This is a genomic window from Escherichia sp. UTM R2, from assembly GCF_048593455.1.
In the GTDB taxonomy this organism is placed as follows: Bacteria; Pseudomonadota; Gammaproteobacteria; order Enterobacterales; family Enterobacteriaceae; genus Escherichia; species Escherichia coli.
The window spans coordinates 508,077-526,689 of record NZ_JBFWDY010000002.1 but is presented as its reverse complement, the minus strand read 5'-3'; the positions used below and the strand labels follow the sequence as shown (position 1 = coordinate 526,689).

Sequence of the window (18,613 nt, the reverse complement as noted above, 5' to 3'; positions counted from 1 at the left end):
TTGTATCAACTGCGGAAAAAAACAGCAAAACCGATGTGTTCGCTGAGAAAAAAGGCGACAATCGCCGCCTTTTTAGCCAGTTATCTAACGCTTTAAACGGCTTTTACTGCATCGGCGATGCGGTGTGCAAATTCAGTCACCTGCGCTTCGTCTTCGCCTTCCACCATCACGCGAATTAACGGTTCGGTGCCGGATTTACGCAGCAACACGCGTCCACGGTTGCCCAGCGCAGCTTCAACCTCTGCGGTCACGGCTTTAACTGACTCATGCTCAAGTGGATCGCCGCTACCTGCGGTGTAACGTACGTTAACCAGAATCTGCGGGAACATTTTCATGCCGCTGCAAAGGTCGTGCAGGCTCATATGGTTACGTGCCATAGCCGCCAGCACCTGCAAGCCAGCAACGATGCCGTCACCGGTAGTAGTTTTATCCAGCAGGATCACATGACCGGAATTCTCTGCACCGATACGCCAGCCTTTCTCCTGCATTTTTTCCAGTACGTAGCGGTCACCCACTTTCGCGCGCGCAAATGGAATTCCTAACTGTTTCAGCGCCAGTTCAAGCCCCATGTTGCTCATCAATGTACCCACAGCGCCACCACGCAGCTGGCCCTGACGAAGACCTTCACGCGCGATGATATACATGATCTGATCGCCATCGACTTTATTGCCTTCATGGTCAACCATAATCACGCGATCGCCATCGCCGTCGAAGGCAATACCGAGATCCGCTTTTTCAGCCAGCACACGAGCCTGGAGCGCGCGAACGTCGGTAGCCCCCACTTCGGCATTGATGTTTACACCGTTTGGCTCACAACCGATAGCGATAACGTTCGCCCCCAGTTCGCGCAGCACGTTCGGCGCGATGTGATAAGTCGCACCGTTTGCACAATCCACCACAATCTTCAGTTCACTGAGGCTAAGTTCGTTCGGGAACGTGGCTTTGCAAAACTCGATATAGCGACCCGCGGCATCAACGATACGGCTGGCTTTACCCAGTTCTGCCGAATCAACGCAGCTGATCTCCTTTTCCATTTCCGCTTCGATGGCCTCTTCTACCGCATCCGGCAGTTTGGTGCCGTCGATAGAGAAGAATTTAATGCCATTATCGTAGAACGGGTTATGCGATGCAGATATCACAATTCCGGCCTCTGCGCGGAAGGTACGCGTCAGATAAGCCACGGCCGGTGTTGGCATCGGGCCAGTGAAGAGTGCGGAAAGGCCCGCTGCCGCCAGACCCGCTTCCAGTGCTGACTCCAGCATATAGCCAGAAATACGCGTGTCTTTACCAATAATGATCTTACGGGAGCCGTGGCGCGCCAGCACTTTACCCGCGGCCCAACCCAGCTTAAGCACAAAATCAGGTGTGATCGGCGCATCCCCTACACGACCACGAATCCCATCGGTACCGAAATATTTACGATTACTCATAGCGTTTGTTTTCCTTTGCAGACAGAGTGGCTTCCACCACCCGCATCGCTTCTACGGTTTCTTTGACGTCATGAACACGAATGATGTGCGCGCCTTGCATTGCGGCAATGACCGCACAGGCCAGACTACCGCTCAGGCGCTCGGACGGCCCCACGTTCAGCAGCTGCCCAATCATCGATTTTCGTGACATACCCACCAACAGCGGCAGGTTGAAATGGTGAAATTCAGCCAGGCGCGCCAGTAATGAATAGTTATGGGAGAGATTTTTACCGAAACCGAATCCGGGGTCGAGCAACAATTTCTCTTTTGCGATACCCGCCTGCTCGCAACGTGCTATTTGCTCAATAAAGTAGCGATTCACTTCTGCAAAGACATCGTCATACTTCGGAGCTTCCTGCATGGTTTTTGGATTTCCCTGCATATGCATCAGACAAACCGGTAAACCGGTTTCTGCAGCCGCCTCCAGAGCGCCAGGTTCGGAAAGGGAGCGGATATCATTAATAATGTGAGCGCCAACTTTCGCTGACTCACGGATGACTTCTGGTTTGGATGTATCGACCGAGATCCAGACTTCGAAGCGTTGAGCAATTGCCTCAACCACAGGAATAACACGTTGCAACTCTTCTTCAACGCTAACTTCCGCCGCCCCTGGGCGCGTGGACTCGCCACCAACGTCAATGATCGTCGCGCCAGCATTGATCATCAGATTCGCATGTTTCACCGCATCTATCAGCGAGTTATGCGTGCCACCATCCGAAAAGGAATCAGGCGTGACGTTGAGGATCCCCATTACGTGAGGATGGCTAAGGTCCAGTGAAGTACCCTGGGCAAAGAGTTTCATGATGTTATCCCTGGTATGAATTGATAAGAAAAAACCCCGGAGCACGCCCCGGGGTTTTCGGTACAAATACAGTCATCTGATGCGGGAACTTACTTGTCGCCTAACTGCTCTGACATGGTGTTACCCGGGTTCGGCGTACGCGGTTCATCAACCGGACGAGGAGCCTTTGGACTACCATTGTCGCCAGAATTGTTAGAAGCGCCTGGTTCTTCCCAGCCCGCTGGCGGACGTACATCGCGACGTGCCATCAGGTCATCAATCTGCGGTGCGTCGATAGTCTCATATTTCATGAGAGCATCTTTCATCGCATGCAGAATATCCATATTGTCGGTCAGAAGCTGACGCGCACGATTATAGTTACGCTCAATCAGTGCTTTCACTTCCTGGTCGATGATACGTGCAGTTTCATCGGACATATGTTTCGCTTTCGCTACGCTACGGCCGAGGAATACTTCACCTTCTTCTTCCGCGTACAGCAGTGGACCCAATTTCTCAGAGAAGCCCCACTGGGTCACCATGTTACGTGCCAGATTGGTCGCAACTTTAATATCGTTGGACGCACCGGTAGAAACATGTTCCGGCCCATAGATGATCTCTTCTGCCAGACGACCACCGTACAGCGTAGAAATCTGGCTTTCCAGTTTCTGACGGCTGGCGCTGATTGCGTCGCCCTCAGGCAAGAAGAAAGTCACACCCAGCGCACGACCGCGTGGGATAATCGTCACTTTGTGCACCGGATCGTGTTCCGGCACCAGGCGACCGATAATCGCATGACCCGCTTCGTGGTAAGCCGTTGATTCTTTCTGCGCTTCCGTCATCACCATGGAGCGACGTTCCGCACCCATCATGATTTTGTCTTTCGCTTTCTCGAACTCAACCATCGACACAACGCGTTTGTTGCCACGAGCAGCGAACAGTGCCGCTTCGTTCACCAGGTTCGCCAGGTCAGCACCGGAGAAACCAGGAGTACCACGGGCAATGATTGCCGCGTCGATATCGGGGGCCAATGGTACGCGACGCATGTGAACTTTCAGGATCTGCTCACGACCGCGAACATCTGGCAAGCCGACCACAACCTGACGGTCGAAACGGCCAGGACGCAGCAGGGCCGGGTCGAGAACGTCCGGACGGTTAGTCGCGGCGATAACGATGATACCTTCGTTACCTTCGAAGCCATCCATCTCAACCAGCATCTGGTTCAGAGTCTGTTCACGTTCATCGTGACCACCGCCCAGACCAGCGCCACGCTGGCGGCCTACGGCGTCGATTTCATCGATAAAGATGATGCACGGTGCCGCTTTCTTCGCCTGTTCGAACATGTCACGAACACGGGATGCACCCACACCGACGAACATTTCTACGAAGTCAGAACCGGAGATAGTAAAGAACGGAACTTTCGCTTCGCCTGCAATCGCTTTCGCCAGCAACGTTTTACCGGTACCCGGAGGACCGACCATCAGGACGCCTTTCGGGATCTTACCGCCGAGTTTCTGGAAGCGGCTCGGCTCGCGCAGATACTCTACCAGTTCAGCAACTTCTTCTTTTGCTTCGTCGCAGCCCGCAACGTCAGCAAAGGTCGTTTTGATCTGATCTTCCGTCAGCATGCGCGCTTTGCTCTTACCAAACGACATGGCACCTTTGCCACCGCCGCCCTGCATTTGACGCATGAAGAAGATCCAGACACCAATCAGCAACAGCATCGGGAACCAGGAGATGAAGATAGAAGCCAGCAGGCTTGGTTCTTCAGGCGGTTCACCGACAACCTTGACGTTCTTGGTCAACAGGTTATCCAGTAATTTCGGATCCTGAACCGGAATGTAAGTGGTATAACGGTTACTATCTTTCTTGGTAACGTTGATTTCACGTCCGTTGATACGCGCTTCACGAACCTGGTCGTTATTGACCTCTTGTAGGAAGGTAGAGTAATCCACCTTACGGCCATTAGACTCGCTGGGCCCAAAGCTCTGGAATACTGACATCAGCACAACGGCAATGACCAGCCAGAGTATTAGGTTTTTCGCCATGTCACTCAAGGGATTAACCTCTTATTACAACTGTGTTAAAAACAGCGTCAGGATACTCTATATCCAGCATCTTTCAAACTTTCGTCTGAAATCTCCCGGTTAGGGTTTACGCCCGGTCGCTACAATATACACTTCCCGCGAACGTGCACGAGAAGAGTCCGGCTTACGAACTTTGACCTTCGTAAACAGGGAGCGAATTTCCCTTAGATACTCATCGAAACCTTCGCCCTGGAACACCTTCACTACAAAACTGCCACCTGGCGCTAATACATCACGACACATTTCTAGCGCCAGTTCCACCAGATACATGGCACGGGGGATATCCACCGCCGGTGTTCCGCTCATGTTTGGTGCCATATCGGACATGACAACCTGGACTTTGCTGTCGCCAACGCGCTCCAGCAGTGCTTTCATCACCAGTTCATCACGAAAATCGCCCTGAAGAAAGTCCACACCAACGATAGGATCCATAGGTAAAAGATCGCAAGCGATGATGCGGCCTTTGCCGCCAATTTGGGTGACCACATATTGTGACCAACCACCCGGAGCAGCACCAAGGTCGACAACCGTCATTCCCGGTTTAAAGAGTTTGTCACTTTGCTGTATTTCATCAAGTTTAAACCAGGCACGGGAACGTAACCCCTTTTTCTGTGCCTGTTGAACATATTTATCGCTAAAGTGTTCCTGAAGCCAGCGGCTGGAGCTGGCAGAACGCTTCTTACCTGTCATTTAACTTTCCCATGGGGATAACTCATCGTAACCAATTGCGTAAATTTTTACGCGCCTATTTGGTGATATATGGGAGATGGCGGTAGAATGACCCGTTTTCAATCCCAACGTAAGCAAAAAATACGATGAATCTGAGTACTAAACAAAAACAGCACCTGAAAGGTCTGGCACATCCGCTCAAGCCAGTTGTTCTGCTTGGCAGTAATGGTTTGACCGAAGGGGTGCTGGCCGAGATTGAACAAGCGTTAGAGCACCATGAACTCATCAAGGTGAAAATCGCCACCGAAGATCGCGAAACTAAAACCTTGATCGTGGAAGCTATCGTGCGCGAAACCGGCGCCTGTAATGTACAGGTCATCGGTAAAACGCTGGTGCTTTATCGCCCAACTAAAGAACGTAAAATCTCGCTGCCACGCTAAGATTATCCTAAAGTTACACACATTTGCTGTGTAAAACGAGGGGTTTTCCGCAGGCAGGAGAGCAAAATGCCACGCTCTGTTCGTTGATAAAAGGCCGCATAGCGGCCTTTTTCCTTTCTTTACAATACATCAACATCTTGAGTATTGGGTAATTCTTACAGGTATTCCACCTTAATTACTTCAAATTCTACTTCGCCGCCCGGCGTTTTGATGACCACAACATCATCTTCTTCTTTGCCGATCAGGCCACGAGCAATAGGCGAGTTTACAGAAATCAGGTTTTGTTTAAAGTCAGCTTCGTCATCGCCAACGATGCGATAAGTCTGTTCTTCGTCAGAATCCAGATTCAGCACCGTTACGGTAGCACCAAAAATAACGCGCCCATTGTTGGGCATTTTGGTGACATCAATCACCTGCGCGTTCGACAGCTTGGCTTCGATGTCTTTAATACGGCCTTCGCAGAAACCCTGCTGTTCACGAGCTGCGTGGTATTCGGCGTTTTCTTTCAGGTCGCCATGCTCACGCGCTTCCGCGATAGCAGCAATGATTTCAGGACGGCGCACAGATTTCAGAAAATCCAGCTCTTCGCGTAATTTTTCAGCGCCGCGTAAGGTCATCGGAATAGCTTGCATTTGTTATACCTCTTGAATATTCCTGATGGGGCAAGTCTTCACCCACCCCGGCTGTTCGGCCTGCCCGGCATAACTCCTCACCGGGACCAGAAGCAAAAAAATACCGACCCGGGTACAAGTCCCAGGTCAGCTACAATTCACATTTTGATAGTCATTTTACCCTGAAGTTCCCGAAGGGTCATCGTTTACTTTATAGGGCGTTGCGCCGTAGTATGACGGCTCGATTCCAGGTTGTTAGCGCGAGATTATGCGATTTTCCAGATTTATCATCGGATTGACCAGCTGTATAGCGTTCAGTGTTCAGGCCGCAAATGTTGATGAGTATATTACTCAACTCCCCGCTGGTGCCAACCTTGCCCTGATGGTGCAAAAAGTCGGCGCGTCGGCCCCCGCTATTGATTACCACAGTCAGCAGATGGCGCTGCCCGCCAGTACGCAGAAAGTGATTACTGCGCTGGCGGCGTTGATTCAACTCGGCCCCGATTTTCGTTTTACCACGACGCTTGAAACCAAAGGCAATGTGGAAAACGGCGTACTTAAGGGTGACTTAGTGGCGCGATTTGGTGCCGATCCAACGTTAAAACGTCAGGATATTCGCAATATGGTCGCGACTTTGAAAAAATCTGGCGTCAACCAAATCGATGGCAATGTGTTGATAGATACCTCCATTTTCGCCAGCCACGATAAAGCCCCCGGCTGGCCATGGAATGACATGACACAATGCTTTAGCGCTCCGCCTGCCGCCGCCATAGTTGACCGCAACTGTTTCTCCGTCTCGCTCTACAGTGCCCAAAAACCCGGTGATATGGCCTTTATACGCGTGGCATCTTATTACCCCGTTACGATGTTCAGCCAGGTACGCACCCTCCCCCGTGGTTCTGCCGAAGCGCAATACTGCGAACTGGATGTGGTGCCAGGCGACCTGAACCGCTTTACGCTGACGGGATGCCTGCCACAACGTTCTGAGCCGCTCCCGTTGGCTTTTGCCGTACAAGATGGAGCCAGCTATGCCGGGGCAATTCTGAAAGATGAGTTAAAACAGGCGGGTATCACCTGGAGTGGAACACTGCTGCGCCAGACTCAGGTTAACGAACCTGGAACGGTAGTTGCCAGTAAACAGTCGGCCCCGCTGCACGATCTGCTTAAGATTATGCTGAAAAAGTCAGACAACATGATCGCCGATACGGTTTTCCGCATGATAGGCCATGCGCGCTTCAATGTGCCTGGAACATGGCGGGCCGGGTCGGACGCCGTGCGTCAGATCCTGCGCCAGCAAGCCGGTGTCGATATTGGAAACACCATTATTGCCGATGGTTCAGGGCTTTCGCGGCATAACCTGATTGCCCCCGCCACCATGATGCAGGTGCTGCAATACATTGCCCAACACGACAATGAACTTAACTTTATCTCCATGCTGCCGCTGGCGGGCTATGACGGCTCTTTGCAGTACCGTGCAGGTCTGCATCAGGCGGGCGTGGATGGCAAAGTCTCAGCGAAAACCGGTTCGTTGCAGGGGGTATATAACCTGGCGGGATTCATTACCACAGCGAGCGGGCAACGAATGGCGTTTGTGCAATATCTTTCTGGCTATGCAGTAGAACCGGCGGATCAGCGTAATCGCCGTATTCCGTTAGTGCGTTTCGAAAGCCGTTTGTATAAAGATATTTACCAGAACAATTAGTCAAAAAGAAACCCCGGCATATGGCCGGGGTTTCAGATTATTGACAAAGTGCGCTTTGTTTATGCCGGATGCGGCGTGAACGCCTTATCCGGCCTACAAAATCGTGCAAATTCAATATATTGCAATCATCTTGTAGGCCTGATAAGTGTAGCGCATCAGGCTTATTTGGCATTGGTCATTAGTGATTAACGCTTGTAAATGAACTCAACGCCTTCTTCGTCGTCTTCGTCCCAGTCGTCATCCCAGTCCTCATCATCCTCTTCAGCAATCTCTTCAAGCTGCTGGCGATGATAATCATCCCACATGAATTCGACTTTCTCTGGCTGTTTCGCTTCTTCAGCCTGCACGACCGGGTTTTCAATGATAAAGGTCATCACATCCCAGCAGAGATCTTTCACGCCCAGTCCGCTCGCCGCAGAGATCAGATAATATTTATCTTCCCAGCCCAGCGCCTCAGCGATCGCTTTCGCTTTCTCTTCGGCTTCTGCCTTATCCAGCAGATCGATCTTGTTGAACACTAACCAACGCGGTTTCGCCGCCAGATCCTGGCTGTATTTTTCCAGCTCGCTGATAATAATACGCGCGTTTTCAACCGGATCGGTGCCGTCAATCGGATCGATATCGATGAGGTGCAACAGGACGCGGCAACGTTCCAGGTGCTTCAGGAAGCGGATACCCAGACCTGCGCCTTCCGCAGCGCCTTCAATCAGTCCTGGAATATCGGCAACAACGAAGCTCTTTTCGTTGTCCATTCGTACCACACCCAGACTTGGCACCAGAGTGGTAAACGGATAATCCGCCACTTTCGGTTTAGCCGCCGATACCGCGCGAATAAAGGTCGATTTCCCCGCGTTTGGCATCCCCAACATACCGACGTCAGCCAGCAGCATCAGCTCCAGCAGCAGCTCACGCTTATCACCCGGCGTACCGTTGGTTTTCTGCCGTGGTGTACGGTTAACGGACGATTTGAAACGGGTATTGCCCAGACCGTGCCAGCCGCCCTTAGCAACCAGCAGACGCTGACCGTGTTTAGTCATATCGCCCATGGTTTCACCAGTACCCTGGTCGATTACACGCGTACCTACCGGCACTTTAATCGTCACGTCTTTACCGCGCTTACCGGTACAATCGCGGCTTGCGCCGTTCTGACCGCGCTCTGCACGGAAAGATTTTTCAAAACGATAATCGATAAGCGTGTTCAGGTTTTCGTCGGCTTCCATCCATACGTCACCACCATCACCACCGTCGCCGCCATCCGGGCCGCCTTTCGGAATATACTTTTCGCGGCGGAAGCTCACGCAACCATTACCGCCATCACCTGCAACGACCAGAATCGATGCTTCATCAACAAACTTCATTTTATTCTCCGTAAATCATTCGCCTGCGCGGGGTTGCGATACCACCGTTGTATGCTTACGTAATCCGCCCCAAATACGATGACCAATGGCGGAATACATCGCGCCCGCAACCACGACAAACGCACCGAGATAACCTAAAAGGTTTAACATCGGTCTGGCGAAGAAATCGGGCCAGGCCAGTGATAAAAGATCTGAAAAAAACAGCGTAAACAGTGGGGTGAGCGTGATGATCGCGCTCACCTGCGCTGCCTGCCAGCGAGCCATCGCTTCCGCCAGGGCGCCATATCCTACCAATGTATTCAGTCCGCAAAAAATTAAACATGCGAGCTGCCAGTGGCTAAGCTGCGCTATCACTCCAGGCTTTGCCAGAGGGAAGAGCGCGATTGTACATAAAGTGTACAGCAAAAACAGGATCTGCGGTGAGGCCAGCCGACGCAATAAAACCTTTTGCGCCACGCCATAACTCACCCAAACCGTCGCCGCACCGACCCCAAAGATGACTCCCCTGGTGTAATCAGTGAGCTTTGTAAATATCTCGACCAGACTGGTGTTAAAAAACATCACCAGGCCGCTCAGGAGCATCAATGCCCCTACAACCTGAGTGCTGCGCATTTTCTCTTTCAGGATAAATACGCTGGCAACCATCATGCCAACTGGCGAGAGTTGCCCAATCACCTGCGAAGCGGTCGGACTCAGGTATTGCAAGGATGAGCTGAACAGGATGAAGTTCCCAAACAGCCCGGCGGTCGCCACTGCCAACAAAATCAACCAGCGTGGCTTACGAAACACGCGTAATGGCGGCAACCTCTTCTTCACCGCAAGAATGGCACCCAGGCCAATACTCGCCATCAAGAAACGGTAAAACACGATTGTCGGAGGTTCCATCACCTCCAGCACCTGCTTCATTGCGATTGGCAACGCCCCCCAGCAAATTGCTGTGGTGAGCGCCAAAAGAATGCCAATGCCTGCCTGCTGCTTCATACCGTATTCCCTGCAAAGCGCATTTGCGGATTAACGTCGCACCATGCTCATTTTTACCGGTTATCGAATGTAAAAAGCCCCGCAACGTGTTGCGGGGCTTTCATCCGTTACCGGGACGCGAAAAACTTATTCAGCTTCGATGCTGATAAATTTACGGTTTTTCGGGCCTTTAACTTCGAATTTCACTTTACCGTCTGCTTTAGCAAACAGAGTGTGGTCACGACCGCAACCTACGTTAGCGCCAGCGTGGAATTTGGTACCACGTTGACGAACGATGATGCTACCCGCCAGAACGGATTCGCCACCGAAACGCTTAACGCCCAGGCGTTTAGCTTCTGAATCGCGACCGTTACGTGTGGAGCCGCCAGCCTTTTTATGTGCCATTTGAAATCTCTCCTCAGGTCTTAGGCGCTGATGCCAGTAATTTTCACATCAGTGAACCACTGACGATGGCCCTGCTGCTTACGATAGTGTTTACGACGACGAAACTTAACGATTTTAACTTTCTCGCCACGACCGTGAGCAACAACTTCAGCTTTGATTACGCCGCCATCAACGAAAGGAACGCCGATTTTGACTTCTTCACCGTTTGCGATCATCAGCACTTCAGCGAACTCAACAGTTTCGCCAGTTGCGATGTCCAGCTTTTCCAGGCGAACGGTCTGACCTTCGCTTACTCGGTGTTGTTTACCACCACTTTGGAAAACCGCGTACATATAAAACTCCGCTTCCGCGCACACCTTTTCAATGATTCAGAGTGCGCTATAAATATTCACAATAGGGCGCGAATATTACGCAAAACGCACGCCTTTGACAAGTGCTACAGTCAATACACGAAGAAAAAAAACACAACTTGTACGGTAACGTTTATCTGTGCCATTTTTTCAGTACAATCACCCTATATTCCTAACCATAAACCCTAAGTTGCCTTTGTTCACAGTAAGGTAATCGGGGCGAAAAGCCCGGCTTTTGCGATGAATTTAGAAAAAATCAATGAGTTAACCGCGCAAGATATGGCGGGTGTTAATGCGGCAATCCTTGAGCAGCTTAATTCCGACGTCCAACTGATCAATCAGTTAGGCTATTACATCGTCAGCGGCGGCGGTAAACGTATTCGTCCGATGATTGCTGTACTGGCTGCACGAGCTGTTGGCTATGAGGGAAATGCGCATGTCACCATTGCTGCCTTGATCGAGTTTATCCACACGGCGACTCTGCTACACGACGACGTTGTGGATGAATCAGATATGCGCAGGGGTAAAGCTACCGCCAACGCCGCATTTGGCAATGCCGCCAGCGTGCTGGTAGGCGATTTTATTTATACCCGCGCTTTCCAGATGATGACCAGCCTCGGTTCACTCAAAGTGCTGGAAGTCATGTCAGAAGCCGTAAACGTCATCGCAGAAGGTGAAGTTCTGCAACTGATGAATGTTAACGATCCGGACATCACTGAAGAAAACTACATGCGCGTTATCTATAGCAAAACCGCGCGTCTGTTTGAGGCTGCCGCGCAGTGTTCCGGAATTCTGGCTGGCTGTACGCCGGAGGAGGAGAAAGGCCTGCAGGATTATGGGCGCTATCTCGGCACTGCTTTCCAGTTGATCGACGATTTACTCGATTACAATGCCGATGGCGAACAGTTAGGTAAAAACGTCGGCGACGATCTGAACGAAGGTAAACCGACGCTGCCGCTGCTGCATGCGATGCATCATGGCACACCAGAACAGGCACAGATGATCCGTACCGCCATCGAACAGGGTAACGGTCGCCATCTTCTGGAACCGGTTCTGGAAGCAATGAACGCTTGTGGATCTCTTGAATGGACGCGTCAGCGCGCCGAGGAAGAAGCAGACAAAGCCATCGCAGCGTTACAGGTGCTCCCGGACACCCCTTGGCGAGAAGCACTCATCGGCCTCGCGCACATCGCTGTTCAACGCGATCGTTAATCCCCTCCCCTCATCCCGCGCAGTGCGCGGGATGATTCCAGTAAACTCCATAAGAATACTTATTCAGCGTAATAATGCACTGAAAAACCAGTGTATACATCTTTATATATTCTGAATATTCACACTCTTTACAGGAACTTTTTAGAGCAATCGGCCATCAGGAGTATAGTGATGCTCGACAGAAGAAGTGTTCTGAATGAAAGCGACTAACTTAAGGAGTGAGGAAAGATGGAAAGTAATTTCATTGACTGGCATCCCGCTGACATCATTGCGGGTTTGCGCAAGAAGGGAACGTCAATGGCGGCGGAATCTCGCAGAAATGGTTTGAGTTCCTCAACGCTGGCGAATGCATTATCGCGCCCATGGCCGAAAGGAGAGATGATTATTGCGAAGGCCCTGGGAACTGACCCCTGGGTTATCTGGCCATCACGCTACCATGATCCGCAGACCCATGAGTTTATCGACAGAACGCAGTTGATGCGTAGCTACACTAAACCGAAAAAATGAGTGGTCTGGCGGTAGCCCCGCGTACGGGGCTGCCAGCTTTCAGACGATTACTCGCCTTTCACACGCTCAATATTTGCACCTAAAGCGCGCAGTTTGTCTTCAATGCGTTCGTAGCCACGATCGATGTGATAAATACGATCAACCACCGTCGTCCCTTCCGCAATACAGCCAGCCAGCACCAGGCTTGCTGATGCACGCAGATCGGTTGCCATAACCTGTGCGCCAGAAAGTTTTTCAACACCGTGACAAATAACGGTATTGCTTTCGATTTCGGCGTGCGCGCCCATACGGCTCAGCTCTGGCACATGCATAAAGCGGTTTTCAAAGACCGTTTCGGTGATGAATCCAGTCCCTTCTGCCACCAGGTTCAACAGCGTGAACTGGGCCTGCATATCGGTCGGGAATGCCGGATGCGGCGCGGTACGTACGTTAACAGCCTTCGGACGTTTGCCATGCATATCCAGGCTAATCCAGTCTTCGCCGACTTCGATGTCCGCTCCAGCGTCACGCAGTTTCGCCAGCACGGCGTCGAGAGTATCTGGCTGCGCGTTACGGCAGATAATTTTGCCGCGAGAAATCGCCGCCGCCACCAGGAATGTACCGGTTTCGATACGATCCGGCAGCACGCGATAGACACCGCCGCCTAAACGTTCCACACCTTCGATGACGATACGATCGGTGCCCTGACCGCTAATTTTCGCACCCAGCGTAATCAGGAAGTTCGCGGTATCGACGATTTCCGGTTCACGCGCTGCGTTTTCAATAATCGTGGTGCCTTCCGCCAGGGTTGCAGCACACATGATGGTCACCGTTGCGCCAACGCTGACTTTATCCATCACGATATGTGCGCCTTTCAGACGACCATCGACGGAAGCTTTAACGTAACCTTCTTCCAGTTTGATGGTCGCGCCTAATTGTTCGAGGCCAGAAATGTGTAGATCAACCGGACGCGCACCGATCGTACAACCGCCAGGTAGTGAAACTTGCCCCTGACCAAAGCGCGCTACCAGCGGCCCCAGTGCCCAGATAGAAGCACGCATGGTTTTAACCAGATCGTAAGGTGCGCAGAATACATTAACGTCGCGGGCATCAATATGCACAGAACCATTACGTTCTACTTTCGCACCCAGCTGGCTTAGCAGCTTCATTGATGTATCGACGTCTTTCAGTTTCGGGACGTTCTGGATCTCTACCGGTTCTTCCGCCAGTAGAGCGGCAAAAAGGATAGGCAGAGCAGCATTTTTAGCGCCGGAAATTGTGACTTCGCCCTGGAGCTTCGTTGGCCCCTGAACACGAAATTTATCCATTTAGTTTGTTCTCAGTTAACAATTCATATCCGCTACCGGCGAATCGCCCATAGCTCAAAAGCCGTTCAGTTTGCGATCGCGCGCCCACTCCGCAGGGGTATACGCTTTGATCGACACAGCATGAATGCGGTTATCCGCAATATATTCCATCAGCGGACCATAGACCGTCTGCTGTTTTTTAACCCGACTCATGCCGTCAAACAACTCACCCACGGCAATAACCTGAAAGTGGCTGCCATCGCCGGAAACGTGGACTTCCTGGAGGGAGAGAGCGTTCATCAACACGCTCTGAATTTCATTATTTTCCATGGGATCTTCAATCATCAGTTAATAAACCAGCGAAACATCTTAGAGCAAAGTTGCGCTGGCATAAATAAGCAAAAAGCCTCGCTGATAAATCAGACAAGGCTCGACTTGCAGGCAGGTTTGCCGGACAGGCGGTTAACGCCATATCCGGCCTGAAAAAATTTAACGAGGCAGAACATCAGCAGGCAAATTATACAATTTCGCCAGGGTATACACTTTGTCGTTTACCCCCTGAAGCGTCACATTGTTGCCCTGCTTTTTCGCCAGATCGATAAGATGGAGCAGCAGTGCCAGTCCCCCCGTATCCACGCGGGAGACACGGCTAAGATCGATGCAGGTAATCCCCTTCACCGCTTCCTCACGCATTTCCCAAAGCGGTAGCAAAACGTCCTGATCCAGCTCTCCGGATAACGCCAGCGTGTCACCCGTCTGCATCCAGCTCAGTGACTCGCTCATTATTTTTTCTCTTCCAGAGTGATTTTCTGTTGAGAAATCGATTTCAGTTGCGCAGTCAGGCCGTCGATACCTTTGGTACGCAGCAGCGTTCCCCACTCGTTTTGTTTGGTGGTGATCATACTGACGCCTTCAGCAATCATGTCGTAAGCCTGCCAATTGCCCGTCTGGGAGTTTTTACGCCACTGGAAGTCCAGACGCACCGGCGGACGGCCATTCGGGTCAATAATGGTAACGCGAATAGGCACAATGGTTTTATCGCCCAGCGGCTGTTCTGGCGCAATCTGATAGGTTTGACCGTGATACATCGCCAGCGCCTGACCGTAAGCCTGCTTCAGGTACTCACGGAAAGCGGCAAAGTAGGCTTCACGTTGAGCAGGGGTCGCACTCTTGTAATACTGGCCCAGCACCAGCGCACCGGCGTATTTCACCTGTACGTATGGCAGCAGTTCCTGATCAACAATGGTACGCAGATAATCCGGGTTGGCCCGAATTTGCGGTTGCTCATTCTTCAGGCGATCGAACGTTTTCTGCGCCGCCTCGTCCATCAGCTTATACGGATTGGTCTGGTCTGCCGCGGTTGCCGCACTCAGAGGTGCAATCACCAGCAAAGCGACCATCATTAAACGTTTAAACATGCGTCGGTTCTCCTGAAATTATTTCGTTGTACCCACAGGTTCAGTGGTTTCATTATTACCTGGCGCAGCAGCTGGCGCATCGCCACTATTCTTATTGTCATCGCCTTTACTACCGTAAAGGAACTGACCAATGAGATCTTCCAGCACCATCGCAGACTTAGTGTCCTGAATTGTATCGCCATCCTTCAGGATAGCAGTCCCCAGTTCCGGGTCTTCAAAACCGACGTTTAATGCCAGATATTGTTCCCCCAGCAGGCCGGAAGTACGAATGCTCAGCGAACTGGTATCTGGAATGTGGTTATAACGTTGTTCAATTTCCAGCGTTACGCGCGGCAGATAGGTTTTCGGGTCCAGCGTAATATCCGCCACCCGACCCACAACAACGCCACCAATACTGACCGGAGAGCGCGCTTTCAGGCCGCCAATGTTATCGAACGTCGCATAAAGCGTGTAGGTCGGTTCAGTACGTATGGACGTCACGTTCGCCGCCTTCAGGCAAACAAACAGCGCCGCCAGCAGTGCTGCTAATAAAAAGATACCCACCCAAATTTCATTTTTTTTCGTTTGCATGAACTCAATTCCCAAACATCAATGCGGTCAGCACAAAATCCAGCCCCAGAACAGCCAGAGACGAGTGGACAACGGTGCGAGTGGTTGCCCGGCTAATCCCGGCAGACGTCGGGATGGCGTCGTAGCCGTTAAACAACGAAATCCACGTCACCGTGATGGCGAACACCACGCTCTTAATCAGACAGTTGACCAGATCCATACGCCAGTCGACGGCATTTTGCATTGCCGACCAGAAGAACCCGCTATCAATGCCTTTCCAACTGACGCCGACCAGAGATCCGCCCCAGATCCCCACGGCGACGAAAATAACCGTCAACAGTGGTAATGAAATAACCCCAGCCCAGAAACGGGGAGAAATAACCCGACGCAGCGGATCCACCGCCATCATCTCCATACTGGAGAGTTGCTCTGTAGCGCGCATCAGGCCGATTTCTGCGGTTAGCGCCGAACCAGCACGCCCGGCAAACAACAACGCGGCAACCACCGGCCCCAGTTCACGCAGTAGCGATAACGCCACCAGCATACCCAGACTGGTTTCCGCACTATAAGTGGTCAGAACCAGATAACCTTGCAGCCCCAACACCATTCCGATGAACACGCCAGAAACCACAATAATCAGCATCGACAGGACGCCGACATTATAGAGCTGGCGCACCAGCAGCGGCGCATGTTTGCGAAATTCCGGTTTGCCGACCAGCGCATTGAATAACATTAACCCGGCCCGCCCGAACGTTCTCAGGGTTTTAATCCCTTTATGTCCGAGCGACGCCAGCGCATTTAACAGCATGAGTGGCTTAACTCCCTGGTAAAAGATCAGCGTGATAATCGCCGGCAGGATAGCGGAACGGAACAGGCCCGTCAGCTATCCCGTCCAGAAACTGACGTACGCGCGGATCAGGATTCGCCTGCAACGCCTGGGCACTGCCATGAGCGACAATTTTTTTGTCCGCCAGGATCCAGGCGTGATCCGCAATACTTAACACTTCCGGCACATCGTGAGAAACCACCACACAAGTCACGCCCAGCGCGCTGTTCAGCTCAGAAATCAGCTTCACCAGTACGCCCATGGTGATGGGATCTTGCCCAACAAAAGGTTCATCAAACATGATGAGATCCGGCTCCAGCGCAATCGCACGCGCCAGCGCTGCACGCCGCGCCATCCCACCGGAAAGTTCAGAAGGCATTAGTTTAGCCGCTCCACGCAGCCCCACGGCCTCCAGCTTCATCATCACCGTACTATGCAACAATGGCGCGGGAAGTTGGGTATGTTCGCGCAGTGGATAGGCGACGTTGTCAAATACGTTCATATCAGTGAACAACGCCCCGGACTGAAATAACATGCTCATCCGTTTGCGCACTGTATACAGGCGCGAACGAGACATCGCCGGAATATTCTCACCATCGAAAAGGATCTCACCATGATCTGGTGCGATTTGCCCGCCAATCAGACGGAGTAGCGTCGTTTTACCGATGCCCGATGGCCCCATGATCGCCGTGATCTTCCCTCGCGGCACGGTCAGGGAAATATTATCGAAGATGCAGCGATTGCCACGCGTAAAACTGACATCGCGCATATCGACTAAATTCGCCACAGACTGCTCCATAATTCACCCTTCGTCTTGCGTTGATTTTCTAAGCATGGCGCTCAATTTAACCTTGAACCCAACATATTTACAGAATATTACCCGCCGTGGTTAGCGAAAGCTGGCATTTGTTTTACTTTTTAGCCGCATAAAGTCAAAATTAAGAATCCGTTACGGCTTTCTGAAAATCTTCAGCGGACCGGCGAGTATACCTGAAGAAAGGACGTTAGATGCTTTTAGCTACGGCACTGTTAATTGTTGGTTTACTTTTGGTCGTTTACAGTGCCGACCGCCTGGTTTTTGCCGCGTCTATTCTTTGCCGAACCTTTGGCATCCCGCCGCTGATCATCGGCATGACGGTGGTCAGTATTGGTACATCGTTACCAGAAGTCATCGTCTCGCTTGCCGCGTCTCTGCACGAACAACGCGATTTAGCCGTTGGTACAGCCCTCGGCTCAAACATTATCAATATATTGCTGATCCTCGGTCTGGCTGCGCTGGTTCGTCCTTTTACCGTCCATTCTGATGTTCTACGCCGTGAATTACCCTTAATGTTGTTGGTCAGCGTGGTGGCCGGTTCCGTACTCTATGACGGACAACTTAGTCGCAGCGATGGTATCTTTCTCCTCTTTCTGGCTGTGCTATGGCTGCTGTTCATTGTTAAACTTGCACGTCAGGCTGAACGTCAGGGGACTGACAGCCTGACCAGAGAGCAGCTTGCAGAGCTGCCGCGTGACGGCGGATTGCCCGTCGCGTTTTTATGGCTCGGCATTGCGCTTATCATCATGCCAGTGGCCACGCGGATGGTGGTTGATAACGCCACGGTGCTGGCGAATTACTTTGCCATCAGCGAGTTGACGATGGGTCTGACGGCAATTGCTATCGGAACCAGCCTGCCGGAACTGGCAACCGCAATAGCGGGGGTTCGCAAAGGTGAAAACGACATTGCTGTCGGAAATATCATTGGCGCAAACATTTTTAATATTGTCATCGTGTTGGGTTTACCCGCGCTGATAACGCCAGGAGAGATTGATCCACTGGCGTACAGTCGTGACTACAGCGTGATGTTGCTGGTGAGCATTATTTTTGCGTTGCTGTGCTGGCGGCGCTCCCCGCAACCGGGCCGTGGTGTAGGGGTATTATTAACTGGCGGATTTATCGTATGGCTGGCGATGTTGTACTGGTTATCGCCAATACTCGTTGAATAA

Annotated in this window: 21 protein-coding genes; 5 read left to right on the top strand and 16 right to left on the bottom strand. The window is 51.7% G+C overall.

Annotation, left to right across the window (positions count from 1 at the left end; translation table 11 throughout):
• Positions 1 to 92 precede the first annotated feature (92 nt).
• From glmM to rlmE, 4 genes are all read right to left on the bottom strand, one after another.
• Complete coding sequence (gene glmM / locus AB4H76_RS03365; protein WP_000071134.1) at positions 93 to 1,430, bottom strand: phosphoglucosamine mutase; 1,338 nt, start codon at positions 1,428 to 1,430, stop codon at positions 93 to 95.
• The gene (folP, locus tag AB4H76_RS03360; RefSeq protein ID WP_000764731.1) at positions 1,423 to 2,271 is read right to left on the bottom strand and encodes a dihydropteroate synthase; all 849 of its coding nucleotides are present in this window, start codon (positions 2,269 to 2,271) and stop codon (positions 1,423 to 1,425) included. The genes glmM and folP overlap by 8 nt, the downstream gene beginning before the upstream one ends.
• A gap of 89 nt (positions 2,272 to 2,360) precedes the next feature.
• Positions 2,361 to 4,295, bottom strand: a complete 1,935-nt coding sequence (gene ftsH, locus AB4H76_RS03355) for an ATP-dependent zinc metalloprotease FtsH (protein ID WP_001107467.1) — start codon at positions 4,293 to 4,295, stop codon at positions 2,361 to 2,363.
• Between the two features lie 99 nt (positions 4,296 to 4,394).
• Complete coding sequence (gene rlmE, locus AB4H76_RS03350; protein WP_000145975.1) at positions 4,395 to 5,024, bottom strand: 23S rRNA (uridine(2552)-2'-O)-methyltransferase RlmE; 630 nt, start codon at positions 5,022 to 5,024, stop codon at positions 4,395 to 4,397.
• 125 nt (positions 5,025 to 5,149) lie between these two features.
• Here rlmE and yhbY point away from each other — a divergent pair, with 125 nt between their 5' ends.
• Positions 5,150 to 5,443 carry a ribosome assembly RNA-binding protein YhbY gene (yhbY, locus tag AB4H76_RS03345; protein ID WP_001054420.1) on the top strand — a complete coding sequence of 98 codons (294 nt, stop codon included), beginning with the start codon at positions 5,150 to 5,152 and terminating at the stop codon, positions 5,441 to 5,443.
• A gap of 155 nt (positions 5,444 to 5,598) precedes the next feature.
• On the opposite strand, the gene greA is transcribed toward yhbY, so the two are convergent.
• Entirely contained in the window at positions 5,599 to 6,075 is a 477-nt protein-coding gene (greA, locus tag AB4H76_RS03340; protein WP_001148001.1) for a transcription elongation factor GreA, read from the bottom strand.
• A gap of 247 nt (positions 6,076 to 6,322) precedes the next feature.
• Here greA and dacB point away from each other — a divergent pair, with 247 nt between their 5' ends.
• On the top strand, positions 6,323 to 7,756 hold the full coding sequence (gene dacB / locus AB4H76_RS03335) for a serine-type D-Ala-D-Ala carboxypeptidase (protein WP_001212623.1): 1,434 nt from the start codon (positions 6,323 to 6,325) through the stop codon (positions 7,754 to 7,756).
• Between the two features lie 185 nt (positions 7,757 to 7,941).
• On the opposite strand, the gene cgtA is transcribed toward dacB, so the two are convergent.
• The 4 genes from cgtA to rplU form a co-directional block, all read right to left on the bottom strand.
• Complete coding sequence (gene cgtA, locus AB4H76_RS03330) at positions 7,942 to 9,114, bottom strand: Obg family GTPase CgtA (RefSeq protein ID WP_000673561.1); 1,173 nt, start codon at positions 9,112 to 9,114, stop codon at positions 7,942 to 7,944.
• A gap of 15 nt (positions 9,115 to 9,129) precedes the next feature.
• The gene (locus tag AB4H76_RS03325) at positions 9,130 to 10,095 is read right to left on the bottom strand and encodes a DMT family transporter (protein WP_000813026.1); all 966 of its coding nucleotides are present in this window, start codon (positions 10,093 to 10,095) and stop codon (positions 9,130 to 9,132) included.
• 126 nt (positions 10,096 to 10,221) lie between these two features.
• A complete protein-coding gene (gene rpmA, locus AB4H76_RS03320) occupies positions 10,222 to 10,479 on the bottom strand; it encodes a 50S ribosomal protein L27 (protein WP_000940595.1) in 258 nt (85 codons plus the stop codon).
• A 20-nt stretch (positions 10,480 to 10,499) separates the two neighbouring features.
• The gene (gene rplU / locus AB4H76_RS03315; protein WP_000271401.1) at positions 10,500 to 10,811 is read right to left on the bottom strand and encodes a 50S ribosomal protein L21; all 312 of its coding nucleotides are present in this window, start codon (positions 10,809 to 10,811) and stop codon (positions 10,500 to 10,502) included.
• Between the two features lie 258 nt (positions 10,812 to 11,069).
• Here rplU and ispB point away from each other — a divergent pair, with 258 nt between their 5' ends.
• Together ispB and sfsB are read left to right on the top strand one after the other, a co-directional pair.
• Positions 11,070 to 12,041, top strand: a complete 972-nt coding sequence (ispB, locus tag AB4H76_RS03310; protein WP_001047336.1) for an octaprenyl diphosphate synthase — start codon at positions 11,070 to 11,072, stop codon at positions 12,039 to 12,041.
• Positions 12,042 to 12,269: 228 nt separating this feature from the next.
• Positions 12,270 to 12,548 carry a DNA-binding transcriptional regulator SfsB gene (gene sfsB, locus AB4H76_RS03305; RefSeq protein WP_000445413.1) on the top strand — a complete coding sequence of 93 codons (279 nt, stop codon included), beginning with the start codon at positions 12,270 to 12,272 and terminating at the stop codon, positions 12,546 to 12,548.
• A 47-nt stretch (positions 12,549 to 12,595) separates the two neighbouring features.
• On the opposite strand, the gene murA is transcribed toward sfsB, so the two are convergent.
• From murA to mlaF, 7 genes are all read right to left on the bottom strand, one after another.
• The gene (gene murA, locus AB4H76_RS03300; protein ID WP_000357259.1) at positions 12,596 to 13,855 is read right to left on the bottom strand and encodes a UDP-N-acetylglucosamine 1-carboxyvinyltransferase; all 1,260 of its coding nucleotides are present in this window, start codon (positions 13,853 to 13,855) and stop codon (positions 12,596 to 12,598) included.
• A 54-nt stretch (positions 13,856 to 13,909) separates the two neighbouring features.
• Positions 13,910 to 14,164, bottom strand: a complete 255-nt coding sequence (gene ibaG / locus AB4H76_RS03295; protein WP_000429656.1) for a BolA family iron metabolism protein IbaG — start codon at positions 14,162 to 14,164, stop codon at positions 13,910 to 13,912.
• A 159-nt stretch (positions 14,165 to 14,323) separates the two neighbouring features.
• Positions 14,324 to 14,617 (bottom strand): lipid asymmetry maintenance protein MlaB, encoded by a 294-nt coding sequence (mlaB, locus tag AB4H76_RS03290; protein WP_000004488.1) that lies wholly within the window; start codon positions 14,615 to 14,617, stop codon positions 14,324 to 14,326.
• Positions 14,617 to 15,252 (bottom strand): phospholipid-binding protein MlaC, encoded by a 636-nt coding sequence (gene mlaC / locus AB4H76_RS03285; RefSeq protein WP_000476487.1) that lies wholly within the window; start codon positions 15,250 to 15,252, stop codon positions 14,617 to 14,619. Before mlaC ends, mlaB begins: the two co-directional genes overlap by 1 nt.
• An 18-nt stretch (positions 15,253 to 15,270) precedes the next feature.
• Positions 15,271 to 15,822, bottom strand: a complete 552-nt coding sequence (gene mlaD / locus AB4H76_RS03280; protein WP_001296448.1) for an outer membrane lipid asymmetry maintenance protein MlaD — start codon at positions 15,820 to 15,822, stop codon at positions 15,271 to 15,273.
• A 4-nt stretch (positions 15,823 to 15,826) separates the two neighbouring features.
• Entirely contained in the window at positions 15,827 to 16,609 is a 783-nt protein-coding gene (gene mlaE / locus AB4H76_RS03275; RefSeq protein WP_000925795.1) for a lipid asymmetry maintenance ABC transporter permease subunit MlaE, read from the bottom strand.
• A 7-nt stretch (positions 16,610 to 16,616) separates the two neighbouring features.
• On the bottom strand, positions 16,617 to 17,426 hold the full coding sequence (mlaF, locus tag AB4H76_RS03270) for a phospholipid ABC transporter ATP-binding protein MlaF (protein WP_000438245.1): 810 nt from the start codon (positions 17,424 to 17,426) through the stop codon (positions 16,617 to 16,619).
• A 209-nt stretch (positions 17,427 to 17,635) separates the two neighbouring features.
• Between mlaF and AB4H76_RS03265 the strand changes: the two genes are divergently transcribed.
• Complete coding sequence (locus tag AB4H76_RS03265) at positions 17,636 to 18,613, top strand: calcium/sodium antiporter (protein WP_000922901.1); 978 nt, start codon at positions 17,636 to 17,638, stop codon at positions 18,611 to 18,613.

Bases quoted from the DNA above. Each gene is read 5' to 3' on its own strand.
- ibaG (WP_000429656.1), bottom strand. From the start codon at position 14,164: ATGGAAAATAATGAAATTCAGAGCGTGTTGATGAACGCTCTCTCCCTC.
- yhbY (WP_001054420.1), top strand. From the start codon at position 5,150: ATGAATCTGAGTACTAAACAAAAACAGCACCTGAAAGGTCTGGCACAT.
- mlaD (WP_001296448.1), bottom strand. From the start codon at position 15,822: ATGCAAACGAAAAAAAATGAAATTTGGGTGGGTATCTTTTTATTAGCA.
- mlaB (WP_000004488.1), bottom strand. From the start codon at position 14,617: ATGAGCGAGTCACTGAGCTGGATGCAGACGGGTGACACGCTGGCGTTA.
- rplU (WP_000271401.1), bottom strand. From the start codon at position 10,811: ATGTACGCGGTTTTCCAAAGTGGTGGTAAACAACACCGAGTAAGCGAA.
- ispB (WP_001047336.1), top strand. From the start codon at position 11,070: ATGAATTTAGAAAAAATCAATGAGTTAACCGCGCAAGATATGGCGGGT.
- ftsH (WP_001107467.1), bottom strand. From the start codon at position 4,295: ATGGCGAAAAACCTAATACTCTGGCTGGTCATTGCCGTTGTGCTGATG.
- murA (WP_000357259.1), bottom strand. From the start codon at position 13,855: ATGGATAAATTTCGTGTTCAGGGGCCAACGAAGCTCCAGGGCGAAGTC.
- cgtA (WP_000673561.1), bottom strand. From the start codon at position 9,114: ATGAAGTTTGTTGATGAAGCATCGATTCTGGTCGTTGCAGGTGATGGC.
- mlaC (WP_000476487.1), bottom strand. From the start codon at position 15,252: ATGTTTAAACGTTTAATGATGGTCGCTTTGCTGGTGATTGCACCTCTG.
- rpmA (WP_000940595.1), bottom strand. From the start codon at position 10,479: ATGGCACATAAAAAGGCTGGCGGCTCCACACGTAACGGTCGCGATTCA.
- AB4H76_RS03265 (WP_000922901.1), top strand. From the start codon at position 17,636: ATGCTTTTAGCTACGGCACTGTTAATTGTTGGTTTACTTTTGGTCGTT.
- AB4H76_RS03325 (WP_000813026.1), bottom strand. From the start codon at position 10,095: ATGAAGCAGCAGGCAGGCATTGGCATTCTTTTGGCGCTCACCACAGCA.
- greA (WP_001148001.1), bottom strand. From the start codon at position 6,075: ATGCAAGCTATTCCGATGACCTTACGCGGCGCTGAAAAATTACGCGAA.
- rlmE (WP_000145975.1), bottom strand. From the start codon at position 5,024: ATGACAGGTAAGAAGCGTTCTGCCAGCTCCAGCCGCTGGCTTCAGGAA.
- dacB (WP_001212623.1), top strand. From the start codon at position 6,323: ATGCGATTTTCCAGATTTATCATCGGATTGACCAGCTGTATAGCGTTC.
- mlaE (WP_000925795.1), bottom strand. From the start codon at position 16,609: ATGCTGTTAAATGCGCTGGCGTCGCTCGGACATAAAGGGATTAAAACC.
- glmM (WP_000071134.1), bottom strand. From the start codon at position 1,430: ATGAGTAATCGTAAATATTTCGGTACCGATGGGATTCGTGGTCGTGTA.
- folP (WP_000764731.1), bottom strand. From the start codon at position 2,271: ATGAAACTCTTTGCCCAGGGTACTTCACTGGACCTTAGCCATCCTCAC.
- mlaF (WP_000438245.1), bottom strand. From the start codon at position 17,426: ATGGAGCAGTCTGTGGCGAATTTAGTCGATATGCGCGATGTCAGTTTT.
- sfsB (WP_000445413.1), top strand. From the start codon at position 12,270: ATGGAAAGTAATTTCATTGACTGGCATCCCGCTGACATCATTGCGGGT.